The organism is Hyphomonas sp. UBA3601 (assembly GCF_002375605.1).
Lineage (GTDB): Bacteria > Pseudomonadota > Alphaproteobacteria > Caulobacterales > Hyphomonadaceae > Hyphomonas.
Map to the genome: position 1 here is coordinate 297 of NZ_DFME01000039.1, position 17930 is coordinate 18226.

Annotated in this window: 14 protein-coding genes and 1 pseudogene; 5 read left to right on the forward strand and 10 right to left on the reverse strand. The window is 58.6% G+C overall.

Translation table 11 applies throughout. From position 1 onward, the window contains the following. Both lysK and B4F73_RS04630 read left to right on the forward strand, forming a co-directional pair. Window positions 1–618, forward strand: a pseudogene (gene lysK, locus B4F73_RS04625) (lysine--tRNA ligase); the annotation flags it as partial. Between the two features lie 71 nt (window positions 619–689). Then, window positions 690–1028: a hypothetical protein gene (locus B4F73_RS04630; protein WP_206992182.1), complete on the forward strand. Its 339-nt coding sequence runs from the start codon at window positions 690–692 to the stop codon at window positions 1026–1028. A gap of 4 nt (window positions 1029–1032) precedes the next feature. Here B4F73_RS04630 and B4F73_RS04635 read toward each other — a convergent pair whose 3' ends face one another. After that, window positions 1033–4494: an indolepyruvate ferredoxin oxidoreductase family protein gene (locus tag B4F73_RS04635; protein ID WP_290482605.1), complete on the reverse strand. Its 3462-nt coding sequence runs from the start codon at window positions 4492–4494 to the stop codon at window positions 1033–1035. A gap of 125 nt (window positions 4495–4619) precedes the next feature. Between B4F73_RS04635 and B4F73_RS04640 the strand changes: the two genes are divergently transcribed. Both B4F73_RS04640 and B4F73_RS04645 read left to right on the forward strand, forming a co-directional pair. Next, window positions 4620–5120 (forward strand): Lrp/AsnC family transcriptional regulator, encoded by a 501-nt coding sequence (locus tag B4F73_RS04640; protein WP_034816488.1) that lies wholly within the window; start codon window positions 4620–4622, stop codon window positions 5118–5120. Then, complete coding sequence (locus tag B4F73_RS04645; protein WP_290482606.1) at window positions 5117–6244, forward strand: serine hydrolase domain-containing protein; 1128 nt, start codon at window positions 5117–5119, stop codon at window positions 6242–6244. Before B4F73_RS04640 ends, B4F73_RS04645 begins: the two co-directional genes overlap by 4 nt. Window positions 6245–6246: 2 nt before the next feature. Here B4F73_RS04645 and B4F73_RS04650 read toward each other — a convergent pair whose 3' ends face one another. Together B4F73_RS04650 and B4F73_RS04655 are read right to left on the reverse strand one after the other, a co-directional pair. Beyond that, window positions 6247–7311, reverse strand: a complete 1065-nt coding sequence (locus B4F73_RS04650; protein ID WP_290480460.1) for a DUF2332 domain-containing protein — start codon at window positions 7309–7311, stop codon at window positions 6247–6249. A 9-nt stretch (window positions 7312–7320) separates the two neighbouring features. After that, window positions 7321–8502, reverse strand: a complete 1182-nt coding sequence (locus B4F73_RS04655) for a thiolase family protein (protein WP_034816497.1) — start codon at window positions 8500–8502, stop codon at window positions 7321–7323. Between the two features lie 226 nt (window positions 8503–8728). Here B4F73_RS04655 and B4F73_RS04660 point away from each other — a divergent pair, with 226 nt between their 5' ends. Continuing rightward, window positions 8729–9283: a hypothetical protein gene (locus tag B4F73_RS04660; RefSeq protein WP_290482607.1), complete on the forward strand. Its 555-nt coding sequence runs from the start codon at window positions 8729–8731 to the stop codon at window positions 9281–9283. A gap of 20 nt (window positions 9284–9303) precedes the next feature. On the opposite strand, the gene B4F73_RS04665 is transcribed toward B4F73_RS04660, so the two are convergent. From B4F73_RS04665 to B4F73_RS04695, 7 genes are all read right to left on the reverse strand, one after another. After that, a complete protein-coding gene (locus B4F73_RS04665; protein WP_233347836.1) occupies window positions 9304–9777 on the reverse strand; it encodes a glutathione peroxidase in 474 nt (157 codons plus the stop codon). A 166-nt stretch (window positions 9778–9943) separates the two neighbouring features. Beyond that, window positions 9944–10306, reverse strand: coding sequence for a DUF1801 domain-containing protein (locus B4F73_RS04670; protein WP_290480458.1), 363 nt, complete (start codon window positions 10304–10306; stop codon window positions 9944–9946). A 9-nt stretch (window positions 10307–10315) separates the two neighbouring features. Continuing rightward, window positions 10316–10558, reverse strand: coding sequence for a dodecin family protein (locus B4F73_RS04675; RefSeq protein ID WP_206992189.1), 243 nt, complete (start codon window positions 10556–10558; stop codon window positions 10316–10318). A gap of 86 nt (window positions 10559–10644) precedes the next feature. Further along, window positions 10645–10980 (reverse strand): PilZ domain-containing protein, encoded by a 336-nt coding sequence (locus B4F73_RS04680; RefSeq protein WP_034816508.1) that lies wholly within the window; start codon window positions 10978–10980, stop codon window positions 10645–10647. Window positions 10981–11131: 151 nt separating this feature from the next. After that, a complete protein-coding gene (locus tag B4F73_RS04685) occupies window positions 11132–13354 on the reverse strand; it encodes a M13 family metallopeptidase (RefSeq protein WP_290482608.1) in 2223 nt (740 codons plus the stop codon). A gap of 74 nt (window positions 13355–13428) precedes the next feature. Further along, complete coding sequence (locus B4F73_RS04690) at window positions 13429–16650, reverse strand: efflux RND transporter permease subunit (RefSeq protein WP_206992191.1); 3222 nt, start codon at window positions 16648–16650, stop codon at window positions 13429–13431. Further along, complete coding sequence (locus B4F73_RS04695) at window positions 16647–17918, reverse strand: efflux RND transporter periplasmic adaptor subunit (protein ID WP_206992192.1); 1272 nt, start codon at window positions 17916–17918, stop codon at window positions 16647–16649. The genes B4F73_RS04690 and B4F73_RS04695 overlap by 4 nt, the downstream gene beginning before the upstream one ends. Window positions 17919–17930: the final 12 nt, after the last annotated feature.

Sequence of the window (17930 nt, forward strand, 5' to 3'; positions counted from 1 at the left end):
TCTTCGCCACGCGTGGCGAAGAAGCTCTACTTCGATGTCATCCCGAAGGCCGTGGACGAATACCTGACCTTCCTTGAGAAGTATCCAAGCGAGGAGCCTGCGCGCCAATTGGAAAATCCGGTCTGGCACATCCATTCCGGCAACCCGCCCGCCGAGACCACGCCGGTCAGCTTTGCGCTGCTGCTGAACCTCGTCGCGGTGGCAAACCCGGAAGACAAGAGCCAGCTCTGGGGCTTCATCTCGCAATATGCGCCGGACGCCTCACCCGAGAAGAACCTGTTGCTCGATGAACTCGCCGGCTATGCGATGAGCTATTATCAGGACTTCGTCCTGCCGCAGAAGACCTATCGTGCGCCGACGGACAAGGAACGCGCGGCGATGGAAGACCTCTCCGCGCGCCTCAAGGCGTTTGACGGTGAGCCGACCTCGGAAAACCTGCAGACGCTGACCTTCTCGGTCGGCAAGGAGCATGAGTTCGAGAATCTGCGCGAATGGTTCCAGGCGCTATATGAAGTCCTGCTCGGCCAGAGCCAGGGCCCGCGCTTCGGCAGCTTCGCGGCGCTATACGGCGTCGCCAATACGGCCCGCCTGATGGATGAGGCGCTGGCGCGGGACTAGTCTGCACGTTTCGTAACATGGCTTAAACATTCATCTGCTCTAGTCTGGCCAGAGCCAGAGGAGCCTTTGCCATGCCTGCCATTCGCCTAATCCTGATCGCCGGCATGCTTGCCACGCTGCCCGCCTGCCTTGCCACCAAGATCGTGACCGTGCCCGTCAGCGTGGCGGGCGACGTGGTCGAGGGCACCGCGAAGGGCGCCTATGCGGTCGGCTCTGGGGTCGTGCACGTCACCGGAGATGCGCTGGACGGCCCAGAGGAGGACGTCAAGCTGAAGGTGAAAGTCAAGAAATTTGGCGGCGGCACCAAGACCTATACGCGCACCGTCGAGTCCGACGATATCGAGAAGACGCTCGAAAAAATCGGCAAGAAGGGCACCATTATCGACGTGCAGGTCGAGCCGGCAGAGTAGGGGCCTACTCCGCCGCCGCGATCAGCGTGGTCTTTGCCTTGGGCAGCGTGCCATCCGGCCAGCCAGCCCAGAGGTCTGCCTCTTTCGCCTTGGCGACTTCGGCGGCAGCTTCCTTCACATGGCCATAGCCGCGAATATCGTCTGGGATTTCGGCGAGCGCCACGGCGAGTTCATGATTCTTCGCGGTCAGTTCCTGCGCGATGCGGGAAAGGCCAGCGAGATAATCGTCACGCAGCTGGCGTTCCATCCGGCGCTCGGCCGTGTAGCCGAACAGGTCAAACTTCGTGCCGCGCAGGCCCTTGAACTTCGCCATCAGCTTGAAGACCTGGAACATCCACGGGCCAAAATGCTTCTTCTTGGCGTGCCCGTTTGCATCCGTCTTTGACAGAATGGGCGGGGCCAGCATCAGGCGGAGTTTGCCGCCCTTGAACTGGCTGGCAATGTATTCAGCGAATTTCCCATCCGTGTAGAGACGGGCCACTTCATACTCGTCCTTGTAGGCCATGACCTTGTAGGCATAGGTGGCGGCTGCGCGGGTCAGCTTCTCGCCGAGGCCGGCGCCATGTTCTGCGGCGCGCACCTGAGCGACGATGTTGCGATAGGTCTCCGCATAGGCGGCATCCTGATAAGCGGTGAGGCGCGCTGCCCGGTCATCTATCAACTCGTCCAGCGTTTTCTCTTCGATATGACCGCGTGGGTCATGCTGGGGCAGGAGCCGTTCCGGGTTCGCCGCAGCGATCCGGCCGATATTGAAGGCGGACATGTTGTCCTCCACCTTGGTGCCGTTCAGGCGAATGGCGCGATAGAGCGCGCGCAGGCTGATCGGCACCTGGCCCTTCTGCCAGGCGAAACCGACCATGATCATGTTCGTATAGATCGCATCATGCAGATAACCGACCGCAAGGGCCTCGGCATCGAAGGCAGCGAAGTCGCGGGCCTGCCGTTTCACGCGCGCGGCGAGGAGATCGCTTTCAAAACGTTTTGACCGGTCCCGGATGAATTCACTGGTTGGCGTTACGTCGGAGTTTGCATAGGCCGCCGTGCGGCCAACATCCATCAGGTTCAGTGCGTCGCCCCCCGCCGCCACGACGAGATCGCAAGCAATGATGAGGTCGGCGCTGGCAGGCGGAACCTTGCCGGTCGAAATCAGCTCCGGCTCACGCGCAAAGCGAATGTGGCTAAGCACCGGACCACCCTTCTGGGCAAGGCCGGTCATGTCGAGGCTGGAAGCCGCATGGCCGTCCACATGCGCGGCCATGGCCAGTACGGCGGCGACCGTGGTGACGCCTGTGCCGCCGACGCCGGTGAACAGCACGTTCCACGGCTCAGAGAGGCTGGGGGTTTCCGGCATTGGCAGGCCGGCATCGTCAAATTCCGGACGGGGCTGGTCCTGCCAGGCAGGTTCGCCATCCTGGATCGTCACGAAGCTCGGGCAGAAGCCGCGCAAACAGGAGAGGTCTGTGTTGCAGGTCGACTGGTTGATGCGCCGTTTGCGGCCGAGTTCGGTTTCGACCGGCTCCACTGACAGGCAGTTGGATTTGATCGAACAGTCGCCACAGCCTTCGCAGACTTCGGTGTTGATGACGACGCGCGTACGGTCCGGTGCACGAAGGCCGCGCTTGGACCGGCGGCGCTTTTCGGTGGCGCAGATCTGATCGTAGATCATGACGGAGACGCCCGGAGTTGCGCGCAGCATCACCTGAACCTCGTCCAGCTCTTCGCGATCAAAGATCTTCACGCGGCGCGGCAGGTCTTTCACATTGGCATAGCGGGTCGGGTCTTCGGTGACGATCACGATCGTCTCCACGCCTTCAGCTTCCACCTGCTGCGCGATCTGGGCCGGGGTCTGACCAGACTCGACTGTCTGGCCGCCGGTCATGGCGACAGCGTCATTGTAGAGAATCTTGTAGGTCATGTTCGCGTCGGAAGTCACCGCTGCGCGGATGGCGAGGCTGCCCGAATGGGAATAGGTGCCGTCGCCGAGATTGACGAAGACATGGCCTTCTTCAGTCGCCCAGTGCTGACCAACCCAGGCAATACCTTCGCCGCCCATCTGGCTGGTCATGTCGGTTTTGCGGTCCGGCATGAAGTTCGCCATATAGTGACAGCCGATCCCGGCCAGCGCGCGCGAGCCTTCCGGCACAACGGTGGAGGAATTGTGCGGGCAGCCGGAGCAATAATGCGGGGTGCGAATGGTTTCGGAGGCATTGATGCGCGCCGCTTCGCCAGTCCGGCCAATCCGATCAAAATAGGCGTTGGCGCGGCTGGTATCCCAACCTTCAGGAAGGATCTTCATCAGCGCGCCAGCCATTTCCGGGATGGAGATGGAGGCGATATCGGAGAGCAGGGGGCGTCCCTCGCGATCGCGCTTGCCTTCTACAGTCGGACGTTGGCCATCCGGCAGATCGTAGAGCACCGAGCGTAGCTGATCTTCGATCAGAGGGCGTTTGTGCTCGATCACGACCACACGTTCCAGACCTTTGCAGAACGCCCGGATCCCTTCGGGTTCAAGCGGCCACGGCATGGCCACTTTGTACACGGAGAGACCCAGGCGTCCTGCATCCTGCGGTGACAGGCCGAGCGCCGCGAGCGCCTCGAACACGTCGCGGGCAGCCTGGCCCGTCACGACAACACCGACACGGGGTTTCGGCGAAGGCAGGATGACATTGTCCAGCTTGTTGGCGCGCACATAGGCCTGTGCAGCCGGCAGCTTCACCTGACGCAGGCGCCGCTCCTTATCGAGCGGGCTGTCGCCACGGCGCATATGAACGCCGTCTTCAGGCAGCTGGAAATCAGGAGAGACAAAACTGAACCGGTCAAGATCGACGCTTACCACAGCGCCGGAATCCATTGTGTCTGCGAGAGCGACCAGTCCGGCCCATGCTCCGGAGAAGCGGCTCATGGCCCAGCCATGGATGCCGTAGTCCAGCACGTCCTGGATGGAGGCGGGGTTCAGTACCGGGATCTCCGCATCGGCCATCGCGAACTCTGATTGCGAGGGCAGGGTGGAGGACTTGCAATTATGGTCGTCGCCGATGATGGCGAGTACGCCGCCATGGTCGGAGGCGCCAGCGGCGTTGGCGTGTTTGAACACATCGCCCGTCCGGTCTACGCCAGGGGCCTTGCCGTACCACACGCCGAACAGGCCATCATATTTCGCGCCGGGGAACAGGCCGAGCTGCTGGCTGCCCCACACAGCGGTGGCACCGAGGTCTTCATTCAGACCTTCCCAGAATTTGATGTCATGGGAATCCAGCCATTTTTGAGCGGCGCGAAGCTGTTGATCGTAACCGCCCAGCGGCGATCCGCGGTATCCAGAGATGAAGCCGGCTGTGTTGAGGCCCATGCCCAGATCAAGGCGTTTTCGATCAAGTGGCAGGCGAACAAGCGCCTGAATCCCTGTCATGAAGGCTTTTCCCTCGACAAGCTCGTATTTGTCGTCCAGCGTGACTTCGCGGTGTTGCATAGCATGCCTATCTGATGGGTTTAGGCAGATTATTGGTCAAACCGCGTGAAATTGCTTGCCTATCTTGCGCAAATTTTGCTATTCCGGGGTAAAATTTACCGGATAACCTAAGAGAGCGAGCAAAATTGGCCCAAGAATTAGATGCTGTAGATGCGCGAATACTGGACATCATCCAGCATGATGCCGGCTTGTCTGTCGCCGAAATTGCCGACCGGGTCGGCTTGTCCTCATCGCCTTGTTGGCGGCGTATCAAGCGCATGGAAGAGGCCGGCTTCATTACAGGCCGGGTGACCCTGCTGGACAATAACTCACTCGGGCTGAATTTCGAAGTCATGGCGAGCGTCAAACTGGCGCTTCCGAGCCGGGAAAATCTCGATGCTTTCGAACAGATGGTTCAGGCTTGGCCGGAAGTCATCGAATGCATGACGGTTACAGGTGCGGTCGACTACATGATCCACATCATCACGACCGACATGCACGCTTATGACAATTTCCTGCGGGACAATCTGCTAGGCTCAGCCCTCGTGTCGGATGTGCAATCACGTATCGTGATCCGGGTCGCAAAGCGTACGACTGCCCTGCCGCTTGATCTGGTTGAAGATATCAAGAAGCCTGCCTCTGCTTGACCGATGACGCTAGCGCCTGGACTATGGATGCCATGATCCGCGCCGCGATATCCCTCTCAGTTCTTGCCGTACTGGTGCTGCCATCATCGGCCGCACCGCTATCGCCAGAGGAGTTACAACAGAAGGTCGAAACGGTTCGGGAAGATGCCGGGCTGGTGGCTCTTGGGGCTGTCATTGCCAACGCCGATGGGGACATTCTTGGTCTCGCGGTTGATGGAGCCCGCGTGCAGGGCAAGCGGGGGGCTGTCCAGCAGGGTGACGCCTGGCATATCGGCTCCAACACGAAGATGCTGACCGCGCTGCTTTACGGTCGGCTCGTAGAGCAGGGTGAAGCGAGTTGGGGTGCGACCCTGCCAGAGTTGTTGCCAGACCTTGCCGACGAGATGGATCCGGCCTGGGGCGATGTGACGATTGAGCATCTGCTTTCTCACCGGAGCGGACTTGCCGCCAATCCCGGTATGATGTGGTTCCTGACCAGTCGCGGCTCCAACGATCCTGTCGAAACTCAGCGCACTGCTTTGGCGCGAGGTTTTTTGACAAAGCCGCCTGCCGGCGAAACGGGAACATTTACCTATTCCAATCTTGGTTACATGATTGCGGGGGCAGCACTGGACCGGATAGCCTTGCGGCTGGGGCACGAGAATTACGAGACATTGTTCCTGTCCACGCTTGTACTCCAGAATGAAGGTTGGGGGTTCGGACCGCCGCCGACGGGGATTGAAGGCCACGCAAAAGGCCTGTTCGGAGGTTTGAAAGGCCAGGGCACCGGCAGCGGAGCGGATAACCCGGCCGCGCTGGCACCCGCTGGCACGTTACATGTGCCATTGGCAGCGCATGCGCGCTTTGTCAGCGGCTTTCTGGAAGCAGATGAGACCGAGCGGAAACTGCTTACGCCATATCCAACCGCGGGATCCGACTATGCGTTGGGATGGGGCGTTTCAGCGCCGGTGCAGCATGGACGTCTCTTCGCCCATAACGGGTCGAATACGATGTGGTTGTCGTCGGTTTACCTGCTGCCAGATGCAGGTCTTGTCGTAATTGTGAACACAAACAGTTTCAGTGATGAGGGCGTTGCGGCGGTCAATAAGCTCGCTCGGGAACTGGCAGACGCATTTGCCGAATAGTCTTACGGCATGTCCACATATGTGACGTGTCCATCAGATTCATTCAGTATGCGGGGTTCGCCACCCGGCCAGACTTGCAGTCGGGTCTGCATGCGCGGAGACGCGCGGTCTCCTCCAAACAGGGATTCCGGTTCAAAGCAAAGCCAGGCGAGGGAGGCAGTCTCGGTGGCAGCTGCGCCCGCTTCTTCGATCAGTCGCTTCATGCGTGCAACATCTTCTTTTGACGGATAAACAAGGAAGACTGAGTGATAAATGACTGTCAGGCCCTCTGAGGGGCGTTTGGTCAGTTTCTGGGCGAGCCAGTCAACCGCATCCGCCTGTTCCACGCGAACGCCCATATGTCTGGCCAATTCTGCCGCTGCATCCAGACGGGCCAGTCGTCCAGCCTGGTCTGGCCAAGTGTAGGATTTGAGCCGCAGGAAGGCGGCCTCATTTGTCAGGTCAATCGGGTTCAGGTCGCAAGCGGCGCGTGAAGCAATGACTGGAGCGGCGTCGAGATGTGCGGGCTCGGGTCCGTTCCAGATCGTGGATATCGTGACGTCGCTCGCGCCCGGTCGTTGCCAGGTTCCGCCATCATAGGTGAACCGATCCCAATTCTGGTTGAGGCCCGCACTCGCGCCGAGCTCAAGCAGGTGCATGGGCATACGGTAGGTTGCGGCAAGTTCGAGAAAACCGGGCAGGAGCGCTATCGACCGGCGGGTCTCATTGGTCTGCGGGGGACTGTTGATGAAGGTGCGGATGTCGGGGATGTGCGCCGCAAGCCAAGGCTGGGCCTCGGCCCAGACAGCCTCCATCTTCCACTCCGCCAGATGGCCGGGATAAGTCGCGGCAAGAGCAGGTGCTGCGTTGGTTAGCACGGCATGGTGAAGGGCACCGGCCAGCCTGAGGCCAAGGGCATCCTTGCGGGGATTGCCGGTCCAGTCGGCGCAGATATCCGCGACCGGGCCATTGGCCTCAAAATCTTCGGCAAATTTCCGGAGCAGGGCCGCAGTGAAAGGAGAGCCCAGATCCTCGCACCATCTCGCCTGTTCGGTGAAATGGTCGAGGATCCGGGTTTCATCCAGCATGCCGGACCCCTAGTAGCGTTCCAGCGCCATGGCGATGCCTTCGCCGCCACCAATACAGAGACTGGCCATGCCCTTCTTGAGGCCGCGGTCTTCCATGGCCGCGAGCAGTGTGACGATCAAACGAGCGCCGGAAGCGCCGATCGGGTGACCCATGGCGCAGGCACCGCCATTCACGTTCAGCTTGTCGTGCGAGATGCCCATTTCCTTCATGGCGATCATTGGAACGACCGCGAAGGCTTCGTTGACTTCCCAAAGCTCGACATCGTCGACGCTCCAGCCAGCCTTTTCCAAGGCTTTCTTCATGGCAGGCACTGGCGCGGTCGTGAAGTATTCAGGCTCGTGAGCGTGGCTGGACGAAGACACGATCTTGGCCAGCGGATTGAGACCGCGTTTCTTGGCTTCAGATTCGCGCATCAGGACGAGCGCAGCTGCGCCATCTGAAATAGCTGAGGCATTGGCTGCGGTAACGGTGCCGTCCTTGGAGAAGGCCGGGCGCAGCGACGGGATTTTTTCCGGCATCGCAGTGCGAGGCAGTTCATCAGTGTCGACGACCGTTTCGCCCTTGCGGGTCTTGATGGTGACCGGGGCAATCTCGCGCTTGAACTTGCCTTCTTTCGTTGCGTTCTGTGCGCGCGACAGCGTTTCCAGCGCGTAGGCATCCTGTTGCTCGCGTGTGAACTGGTACTCACCCGCGATCATGTCGGCGAATTCGCCCATGGGGCCGCCCTTGTAGGCGTCGGACAAGCCGTCGAGCGCCATATGGTCCTGAGCGTTCATGGTGCCGTATTTATGGCCCTTGCGGACGTTCAGCAGGTGCGGTGCGTTGGTCATGGATTCCATGCCGCCAGCGATCACGATGTTTGCGTCGCCCGCCAGAATGGCATTGCGGCCCATGACGGCAGCTTGCATGCCGGAGCCGCACATCTTGTTGATCGTTGTGGCTTCAAGGCCCTTGTCCTGACCGGATTTGAAACCTGCCTGACGGGCAGGAGCTTGGCCCTGTCCAGCGGGAAGGCAGTTGCCCATGATGATTTCATTCGCCTCGCCGGGGGCCAGCTTTGCTTCGCTGACAGCTTTCTCGATGGCAATGGCGCCCAGCTCGCTGGCAGTCAGGCTGGCAAGGTCGCCGAGCAGGCCACCCATGGGCGTGCGGCCCATACCGACGATGACGACGGGATCTTGTTCAGACATGGAGTTTCCTTCCGCTATGGATTTTTTTTGCAGGTGCGAACACAAAGCGCGTCCGGGCCTCACTCGTCAAGAGTTCACGAAACGCGATTGGCGGAGATTTCTTCATCGAACGGGGCGCGCAATCGAGAAGTTGTCGCCGTTCTATTGTAATGCCAGTGCATTTTCGGCTTCAATGAAAGCCACGAGAGCAATCTGGTGAAAATGTCGCTGGGGATGGGTACCTTAAATGGCAAGTTCGACTTATGCCTTGGCGCGCAGAATGCTTCCATCTCGGATGTTCTATGCTGGTCGGCAATTGTCCCGGCGCCTCCGCAAGTTCCGTCTCCACGAACGTTATACCGCGAAATTTCCGAGCCGACGCGATCTGAAAATATTCTCGATATCGCCAGACGCAGAGTTGCACGTCTTCTGGAAAGTCCTGCCCATTGGGCGCGGGCCCGCGTTTTCGCTTTTCATCCACGAAGACGAAGTCCTCCGCTTCGATTGTTTCGGCGAGGATGAGGGCCATTATCACGCGCATTTCGAGCGGGGCTGGAGCGCGGCCCAAAATCGAATGTATTTCTTTGAAGCAAGCGAAAGCGAACAGATAGACCGTGTTGAATTCGAGCTTTTGAACAATCTCGACTACTATCTCCAACGACACCCGTGGGCACGTATTCGCGCAGTGCGCCTGGATAGAGGGCAGCTTGAAACAGCGTGTGCTGCAGCCGGTGAGCAGGCGCGGGCCTTTCTGCGATCCATTCCCGAACTTGCCGTACCGGCAGGATCACTCCGGTCGTGAAGTGGCGCGCCTGATAGGCGTCATCCGCCGAGGGCCGCCTCGATATCTGCCACGAGTTCCGGATCCGATGGGGTAGTGGCAGAGGGGTAGGCCTTGAGCGGTGTGCCGTCGCCATCGACGAGAATTTTATGGAAATTCCATTTCGGCTGCGCGGCCTCGCCAAGCATGTCCACGGCATTCAAATAGAATGGGTGCTCATCAGCGCCCGTCACAGCGTATTTCTTTGTCAGCGGGAATGTCACGCCGAAATTCAGCTGGCAGAACGTCTGGACCTCTTCCTCAGTGCCGGGTTCCTGCCCGCCGAAATCATTTGAAGGGATGCCTAGAATGACGAGCCCTTCCGCTCGCTTCGCTTCATACAGTGCCTGAAGGCCCTCATACTGTTTGGTGTAGCCGCATTTGGAGGCTGTATTCACGACGAGGATCGCCTTTGCATCAAGTGCTTCAAGGTCGACTGGCTTTCCATCAATGCTCGTAAATTGCGTTGCCGTCATGGAAGGGGTTTCCGAATTGCTAGGGGATTGTGCCTGGCTTCCTGTCGGGACTGCCAGGACAAGGCAAACGACGGCGAGGGCTGGGACAAGGAATTGGCGCATGGGGGCAGGTTCCTGTGCATCTGACGTCAGATGATAGGGCAAACCACGCAGCTGTCACGTCTTCCTATCGAACAGGCCGTGGATCGGTTGCATCCAGCCGGATTGCCGCCTCGATGATTTGATCCAGTTGGGCGTCGATCTGATCGACCGAATGGACTTTTACATGGCGCAGAGCCTTGCCGGTGCCTTCGATCCGATCTGGAAAGGACGGCGCAAGCTCGGCACCATAGAAGATCTGGAGATTGCAGCGGTCCTTGTATGCCGCAATCGAGAATATCCGCTCGGTCCCACTCCAACACGGAAAGCCCCAGGCGAGCTTGCAGGTCAGGCCGGGGCCTGCCCGCTCGATGCTCGCTCGAAGGCTTTCCGCAATCTCGAATTGGGCCGGATCGAGTTCCGAAAACCAGGTTTCCGTCGTCTTGGCCACGAATGGGGCCTACTTCTTCTTTGCGCGCTTGGCTTTGTCGTCGGCCTTGGGCGGCATTACTTCGAACGTCATCTGGAGGTTCACGCGATACTTTTCGATCTTGCCGTTCTTGATTGTGGTGTACATTTCGTTGACGTAAGCCGATGCGAGGCCTTTGACGGTGGCGTCAAAGCGTGTGACCGCTGTCTGAATCGCATCCTCGAAGGATTTGGTCGATTCCGACATGATCTGTTCTGATTTCATGATGGCCATGGTGCGTCCCTTTCGCGTTGAAAGGGCCATTCAAGACCTTTTAGGCCCAAAAGCCAAATGAACATTGGGAAGGGACGGGTGCGACCCTAGATGGTCGTGAGTTGAAAACCCGCTTCAGAACCTTTTTGCCAGACAACGCGTGCGGGGCCCTGCAGGCCCACTCCCTTGGCATGAAGGGTCACGAATTCAGGCATGCCCTCATTGGTCGGAAACCGGAGGCGAACGCCTGTGTCAGAATAGTCCAGAACGATACCGCGACGCTTGTAGCCGGATTCGTAAACGACATTTGCTTCCCGATAGACCGATGCACGGACGGGACGTGGCCGTTCTTTTACGGGCGTCACCATCTGTTCTACGCGCGCAGAGGCGGGAGCCTCGGAATCGGAACTTGATGTCTTGAACAGGCGGTTTAGCAATTTCATTTTGGGCGGAATCCTTATCCGAAGATTTTCTTGCAACCGCCATGCCAAATCAGGCTGCTCGGTCAGAATATACCCAAACTTCTTCAAGACAAGTAAAGAAGCAGCACTCTAAAGCGCTGCTTCTGTAGTGTATGCTACGGTTTATAACCGTTTACCAAATCCGGATGCGCTGCTCAGGCGGCAGGTACATCTCGTCATCTTCCGTCACGTCAAAGGCTTCGTACCATTCTGCCATGTTCTGAACGACGCCGTTTACCCGGTAAACGGGTGGGGAATGTGGGTCTGTCAGCAGCTGGCGACGGGTTGCCTCTTCGCGGTACTTGGACCGCCAGACCTGGGCCCAGGCCAGGAAGAAGCGCTGATCACCGCTCAGTCCGTCCAGCACAGGCGCTTCCTCATCCGGGCTGATCGTGCCGTTGCCATCTGTGTCGAGGCTGAGCTTGTAGGCCTTGTATGCCATCGAAAGACCGCCGAGATCGCCGATATTCTCGCCGAGTGTCAGCGCGCCATTCACACAGGTTTCCCCATCGTCCAGGGGACAGAAAGCATTATATTGCTCTACCAGCGCGCCGGTCTTGGCCTTGAAATTGGATTCGTCTTCAGCGGTCCACCAATTGCGGAGCGTGCCATTTCCGTCGGATTTGGCGCCCTGATCATCGAAGCCGTGGCCCATTTCGTGACCAATGACGCCGCCGATCGCACCATAATTGACGGCGGGGTCTGCAGTCAGATTGAAGAAAGGCGGCTGAAGGATGGCAGCGGGAAACACGATTTCGTTCCGGTTGGGCGAATAATAGGCGTTCACCGTCTGGGGCAACATGAACCATTCGGTCTTGTCGATCGGCTGGCCGAGCTGGGAGATCATGTCCTTCCAGGCCCAGTCATTCACCGCCATGGAGTTGGCGAAGGCGTCCGGGCCCACATTCAGGTCCGCATAGGTCTCGAAGTTCTCCGGATATCCAATTTTTGGGGTGAATTTGGCGAGCTTGTCATGTGCTTCTGTCTTCGTGTCGTCGCCCATCCAGTCGATCTCATCGAGATTGCTGGCCATGGCCGCTCGCAAATTCTCTACCAGATCGTCCATGGCTGCCTTGTTCTCGCTCGGGAAGAAGCGCTCGGCATAGACTTTGCCGACACCTTCTCCGACGGAGCCTTCGACGGTTGAGACTGCACGCTTCCAGCGCTCGCGCTGTTCTTCGGCACCGCCCAGTTTCTTGCCATAAAATTCGAAGGTCGCCTCATCCAGGCGGCGGGGCAGGACATCGGCGTGATCGATCAGGAAGTGGGCCGCTAGATAAGCCTTCCAGTCCTCAAGTGAGGCGGTTTGCATGATCTCGAACAGGCCGCCTATGCCGCCGCCCGAGACTTTTTCGATCTGTTCCGCGGTGAGCCCGTTTTCTGCGATCTCTTCGGCTGTCGGAGTGACCTGGCGCACGACAAAGGATTCTTCGCTGTTCAGGCCAAGGTCCATGAGCATCGTCGCCACCGGGAAGTCTCCGGCGAGCTGTTCCAACTCTGCGCGGCTCATCTTGTTGTAGGTGAGGTTGCGATTCCGGCCTGTTGCGCGGTCCCAATGGGCGCGAGCAATACGGGTCTCGAGCGCGATCACGCGGTCTGCCGCCGCCTCAGCCTCCTCGTAGCCTGCTTCTGTCAGCAGGCTGGTCAGCATGGCTTTGTAGGCCGCGCGGATTTCAAGGTTTTTCTCTGTATCGTCGAGATAATAGTCACGGTCGCCAATGCCGAGCCCGGCTTGGGTCACATAGAAGATGTACTGGTCGGTCTGCTTGGAATCGACATCGACCCAGCCCGCGATAGGGGAGGCGTAGCCCGTTGCCGCAAACAGCTTGGCGAGGTCTTCCCGGCTATCGATATTCTTGATCTTGCTGAGATAGGGCGTGGCGGGCGCGAGGCCAGCGGTTTCGATACCGCTCGTGTCCATATAGGCGTTGTAGACAGAGGCGACCTTGCCTTCGAGTGTGGCTGGATCAGGTTCGGCTTCGGCAAGCTCCTGAATGATATTGAGTACGCGCTGCTCTGACTTTTCAGCCAGCAGAGTGAAGGCGCCATAGCGTGTGCGATCACTCGGGATAACGAAACTGTCGAGCCATTTGCCATTGGCATAGGCGTAGAAGTTGTCGCCGGGTGCGATGGAGTCATCGCGCAATGTGAGGTCAACACCCCAGTCCCCCCAATAGTCAGCAGCAGACAGCTCCAGGCCTTCTGCGGTGACATATTTGCCTGCTTCGTTCGGCGTGTTCGAGGATGTTGATGTTACTGCCGCAGCCTCTGCTGACTGACCAGTGTCTTCCGTGGATGCCGGCGAACAGGCGGTGAGGAGGGCAATGGTCGCTGCCCCGAGCATGAGGTGTTTCATTTAAGGTCTCTCCAGTAATATGGATAAAGGCCCGACGCCTGATCCGGGCGGGCCTTTACCGTGTTGCGTACATTTTATTCGGCGGGAGCCATTGGACCAAGTCCGCCATCTTTGCTCGTGCCAATCAATTCATCCTCGTCGATGGTCACTTCTCCGCTATAGGTCTCACCGATCTGGCGGAAAGGCTTGCCGCCCCAGGTCCAGCGGAAGATCCGGCCAATCTCGACACCGACTGCGTAAAGGGCAGGGACCATCAACAATGAGACAAAAAGCGCGAATGCAACAGCTGCGCCCAATGACACAACCATCGGTTTGAGGAATTGTGCCTGAACGGATTTTTCTGCAATCAGTGGCAGGATGCCGACAAAGGTGGTGACGGAAGTCAACAGGATGGGCCGGAAGCGGGATACGCCCCCATCGACCAGCGCCTGAACGGCACCTGCGCCTTCATCCCGCCGTCGATTCACATAATCGATCAGGACGAGATTGTCGTTGATCACGACCCCTGCGGCTGCAGCAATGCCGAAGAACGAGAACATGGCCATCGGTGTATCAAATATCCAGAGCCCGAAGACTGCTCCGCAATAAGCAAAGGGCAGGGCCATCATCAGCAGCAGTGGCTGAGCGTAGGACCGGAAAGCCACTGCCAACAAGATGTACATCGCGCCGATGGCAATCAGGATCAATCGACCAACTTCTTCCATGAACTTCTGTTCTTCTTCGATGCCGCCCGCCACGCCGCGCTCGACATCCGGGAAGGTCTTCTCGAAGTCTGGCCAGAAATTTTCGTCCATTGAGGCCATGATCTGGTTTCGCCCACCGTCGCCCAGCACTTCAGAATACACTGAGACTGACCGGGTGCGATTGCGACGAACGATGCGGTTGATCCCTGGTGCGTAATCGAAGTTTGCGACCTGGGTAACCGGAATTTCGCGACCATCGGAAGTGCGAACACGAAGAGAATTCAGGCTGTCCAGATTTTCCCGGGCCGATTCCGGCAAGCGGACCATGACGCGGACATCCTCGCCATCTCTCGGCAGGCGTTGGGCTTCTTCACCATAATATGCCTGCCGGACCTGGTCGGTGACGCTGGCCAGCGTGATGCCGAGCGTTTCCGCGCCCGGTTTCAGCGAGATACGAATCTCTTCAGCGGCTGAGGAGAGGTTGTCTCCAATATCGTAGGCGTTGGCATAAGTTGCCAGGTGCTCTTTAACTGCGGCAGCCGCTTCACGCAGACGGTCTAGGTCTTGATGGTTGAGGGCAAAGCGCACGCCGCTCTGTTCATCATTGAAGGTAAAATCGAAATTGATTTCTTCAGCATCCTGAATATCACCGACATTCAGGCGTAATTGTTCGGCTATATCCTTGGACCGCAATCCGACAGGCCGGTCTTCGGGTGGCAAGACCCCAATCCAGGCATTGACGCGCGTCCCGGACGCAACGACAGCGGCATCCTTGATCAGGCCACCCTCTATGTTCGGATATTGTTTGATCGATTCCGCCATCGTAACGTCGATACCGGCTTGCAGCTGGTCGCGGATCTGTTCGAGGCGGGTGTATGGCGTACCGTCTGGCATATCGATTTCGACCCGAACAAGGTCTGCTTCGATTTCCGGCATGAATTTGAAGGGTACGATGCCCATACCTGTGATCCGTGTCGCCAGGAAAAACAGGCAGAAGAAGAACATGACGGTTGCATAGCGGTAGCGGATCGCCAGTTCGAGGAAGGGTTTGTAGAGGTTGTTGGCAAACCAGAGCAGGCTGTCTGCAATCGAGTGCTGCAGCTTCAGCAATTTGCCAGACGGGCCGTCGAAGGACTGGCGCTTCATATGTGACAGATGGCTCGGCAGGATCAGCATGCACTCGATGATCGAGAAGATCAGGGCCGCGACCACGACGAATGTGATTTGCTGGGTAAACATCCGGGTCGGGCCGCTAATGAATGCCCACGGCAGGAAGGCGATGATCGTGGTCAGAACGCCGAACACGACCGGTTTGAGCACGAGTTGCGTGCCGACAATGGCAGCGTCCAGGCCTTCGCGCCGTCCGCTTTCGATCTCGCGGTGAATATTCTCGCCGACTATGATGGCGTCATCCACGATCACCCCGATCACCAGCAAGACAGCGAATGTGGAAAGGATGTTCCAGGAAACCCCGAAATAGGGGAGGAGCAAAATCCCGCCCGCAAAAGCGGTGATGATTCCGATCGTGACCCATAGGGCCACAGTTGGACGCAGGAACAGCAGCAGGACCAGCATGACGAGAACGGCCCCGGTCAATGCAGATTGCTGGATCAAATCCATACGGGCATTGAAAGCCACGGAATCGTCAAACAGGATGTCGATCTTCACGGCTTCCGGGAGGATGCCGTTGGAAGGGTCATTGGCGCGGTCCACATATGCCTTGATGTCGTCAGTATATTCGACAATGTGCATCGTGTTCGGCTGGGGAACCTGCACGAAGACGGTTGGCTCGTTATTGTATGTGGCCTTGAACTTGTCTGTTGCGAAGCCGTCATCGATCGTGGCGACGTCGGCCACGCGGATAGTGCCCTGTTCGGTCGATTGGCGGATGATGATGTTACCAAATTGATCCGCTGTGTCGGCCAATTGCCGGGCCGTGATGGCAACGTCGCCGGTTGAAGATTCAATTCGGCCGCCTGACGAGTTCAGCGAGGATTGACGAATAGCACTGGCCACATCACTGAAGCTCAGCCCGTATCGGCGCAATTGTTCTTCCGATACTTCGATGTTGACTTGTTCGTCGATAACGCCGCCCAGCTGCGCCAGCTCACCCCCGTTAATGTTGGCAATGTCATCACGAACCCGGTCGCCGACGCGTCGCAGCGTGCGTGCGTCCACATTGCCGTGGACGGACAGGCCAATATAGTTGTTGCGCTGTTCCCAACGTGTCACCTGCGGCTGGAACGCCGCTTGGGGCATATTGTTGATCTGATCGACGCGAATTTTCACGTCATCCAGAAACTTGTCCATGTCGATATCGTCGCGCCCCTTGATGTTGACGACACCGAAGCCTTCATTCGCGATCGAGGTGATCCGGTCGAGGCCGTCAATGTCCGCGACAGCCTCTTCAATACGTGTAACGATCTGGTCTTCGACATCCTGTGGCGAAGCGCCATTCCAGGTAACCGATACCGAGGCACCCGTGATGTTCACCACGGGGAACATTTCCTGTTCCATCTTGGTGTAGCCGAAAACTCCGCCCGTGAAGGCGACGATCATCAGAAGGTTTGCGGCGACGGCGTTACGGGCGAACCAGGCGACAATCCCCCTCATTGGGCTGCTCCTTCACCTGTGGTTGACGCAATTGCTGCTGGCTCGCCGGAGCTGGAGGATTCCTCGGTCCGCTCGGGCTCGTAAATCGTGATTGTACCATCTTCCATACGTTGCATGACGGTGATGCTCATACCTTCGAACGGGGCCTGGATGGGGCTGGTGATAGCCAGTTCACCGGGCTCGACACCTGACGCAAGATAGGCTCCATCAGGATCGGAGTAGATCAGCTTCACCTGGCGGATCGCCAGCTTGCCTTCGTCTGGCAGGCCGACAAACAGGCGATCATCTCCGCGTAGAGCGCCGCGTGGTGCAATCAGCACGTTTTCGAGTGTTTCCCCCTGAATGATGGCGGTCACGAAAAGGCCGGGTGCCATGGGTGCGTCGCCATCGGCGCCAGCGCCATACGGATCCTGAAGTTCGGCTATGACATTGATCTGGCGGGTTTGCGAATTCACAGCGGCTGCCGTCCGGACGACCTGTCCGTGCCACTCGCGCTCTACGCCGCCAACCGTGGCGCGGAAGGTCACATCCGGACCGGGCTGGGCCTTGCTGGAACTGAAGGCAAGGGGCAGGCCCAGACGCCCCATTTCGGCGTCCTTGAGCGGCAGGGCGACTTCAACAACATCATTGGCGAAGATCTGGCCAAGTGACTGGCCGACAGAGACGACTTGACCAATATCAACATTGCGTTCCCGCACGCGGCCGGCAAAAGGTGCGTAGACGGCCGTTCGGTCAAGCGCCAATTGGGCGTCTTTCAATTGGGCTCTGGCAGATTCCAGCGCTGCGCGAGCGCCTGCCAGCTGAGGTTCACGGCGGGCGAGGGGAGAGGCGTCGGAAATACCGAGGTCCTCAATGTCCTGTAGCGCCAGTTCAGCTTCGGCCTCTTCGAGGGCAAGGGCCTGCTGGGCGCTGGCCACGGTAGACTGGGCGCGTACAACTGCCAGTTCATAGTCAGCCGCCTCAACACGGACGAGCAGCTGACCTTTGTTGATGAAACCGCCATCGATGAAGTCAGGGGATACGTAGGAAATCCGGCCGGAAATTTGCGGGGCCACGATGATCTCGCGTCGCGGTCTTACCTCGCCTTGCGACTCCACGACGAGCGTCAGGTCGCCCTGGCGAACGGGCTCTGCAAATACATTCAGGCCGGCGCGGGCTTCCTCGGCTTTTTCAGGTTTGGGTTTGATCGCTGACAGAGCGGCCACGCCGCCGATACCAACCACGGCGAGGATCCCGATCGGAATCAAAACTGAAATGAGGCGTCCCATGACTTATTCTCC

Coding starts and splice junctions, on each gene's coding strand:
- B4F73_RS04630 (WP_206992182.1), top strand. CDS start 690: ATGCCTGCCATTCGCCTAATCCTGATCGCCGGCATGCTTGCCACGCTG.
- B4F73_RS04635 (WP_290482605.1), bottom strand. CDS start 4,494: ATGCAACACCGCGAAGTCACGCTGGACGACAAATACGAGCTTGTCGAG.
- B4F73_RS04650 (WP_290480460.1), bottom strand. CDS start 7,311: ATGCTGGATGAAACCCGGATCCTCGACCATTTCACCGAACAGGCGAGA.
- B4F73_RS04655 (WP_034816497.1), bottom strand. CDS start 8,502: ATGTCTGAACAAGATCCCGTCGTCATCGTCGGTATGGGCCGCACGCCC.
- B4F73_RS04660 (WP_290482607.1), top strand. CDS start 8,729: ATGGCAAGTTCGACTTATGCCTTGGCGCGCAGAATGCTTCCATCTCGG.
- B4F73_RS04665 (WP_233347836.1), bottom strand. CDS start 9,777: ATGACGGCAACGCAATTTACGAGCATTGATGGAAAGCCAGTCGACCTT.
- B4F73_RS04675 (WP_206992189.1), bottom strand. CDS start 10,558: ATGGCCATCATGAAATCAGAACAGATCATGTCGGAATCGACCAAATCC.
- B4F73_RS04680 (WP_034816508.1), bottom strand. CDS start 10,980: ATGAAATTGCTAAACCGCCTGTTCAAGACATCAAGTTCCGATTCCGAG.
- B4F73_RS04685 (WP_290482608.1), bottom strand. CDS start 13,354: ATGAAACACCTCATGCTCGGGGCAGCGACCATTGCCCTCCTCACCGCC.
- B4F73_RS04690 (WP_206992191.1), bottom strand. CDS start 16,650: ATGAGGGGGATTGTCGCCTGGTTCGCCCGTAACGCCGTCGCCGCAAAC.
- B4F73_RS04695 (WP_206992192.1), bottom strand. CDS start 17,918: ATGGGACGCCTCATTTCAGTTTTGATTCCGATCGGGATCCTCGCCGTG.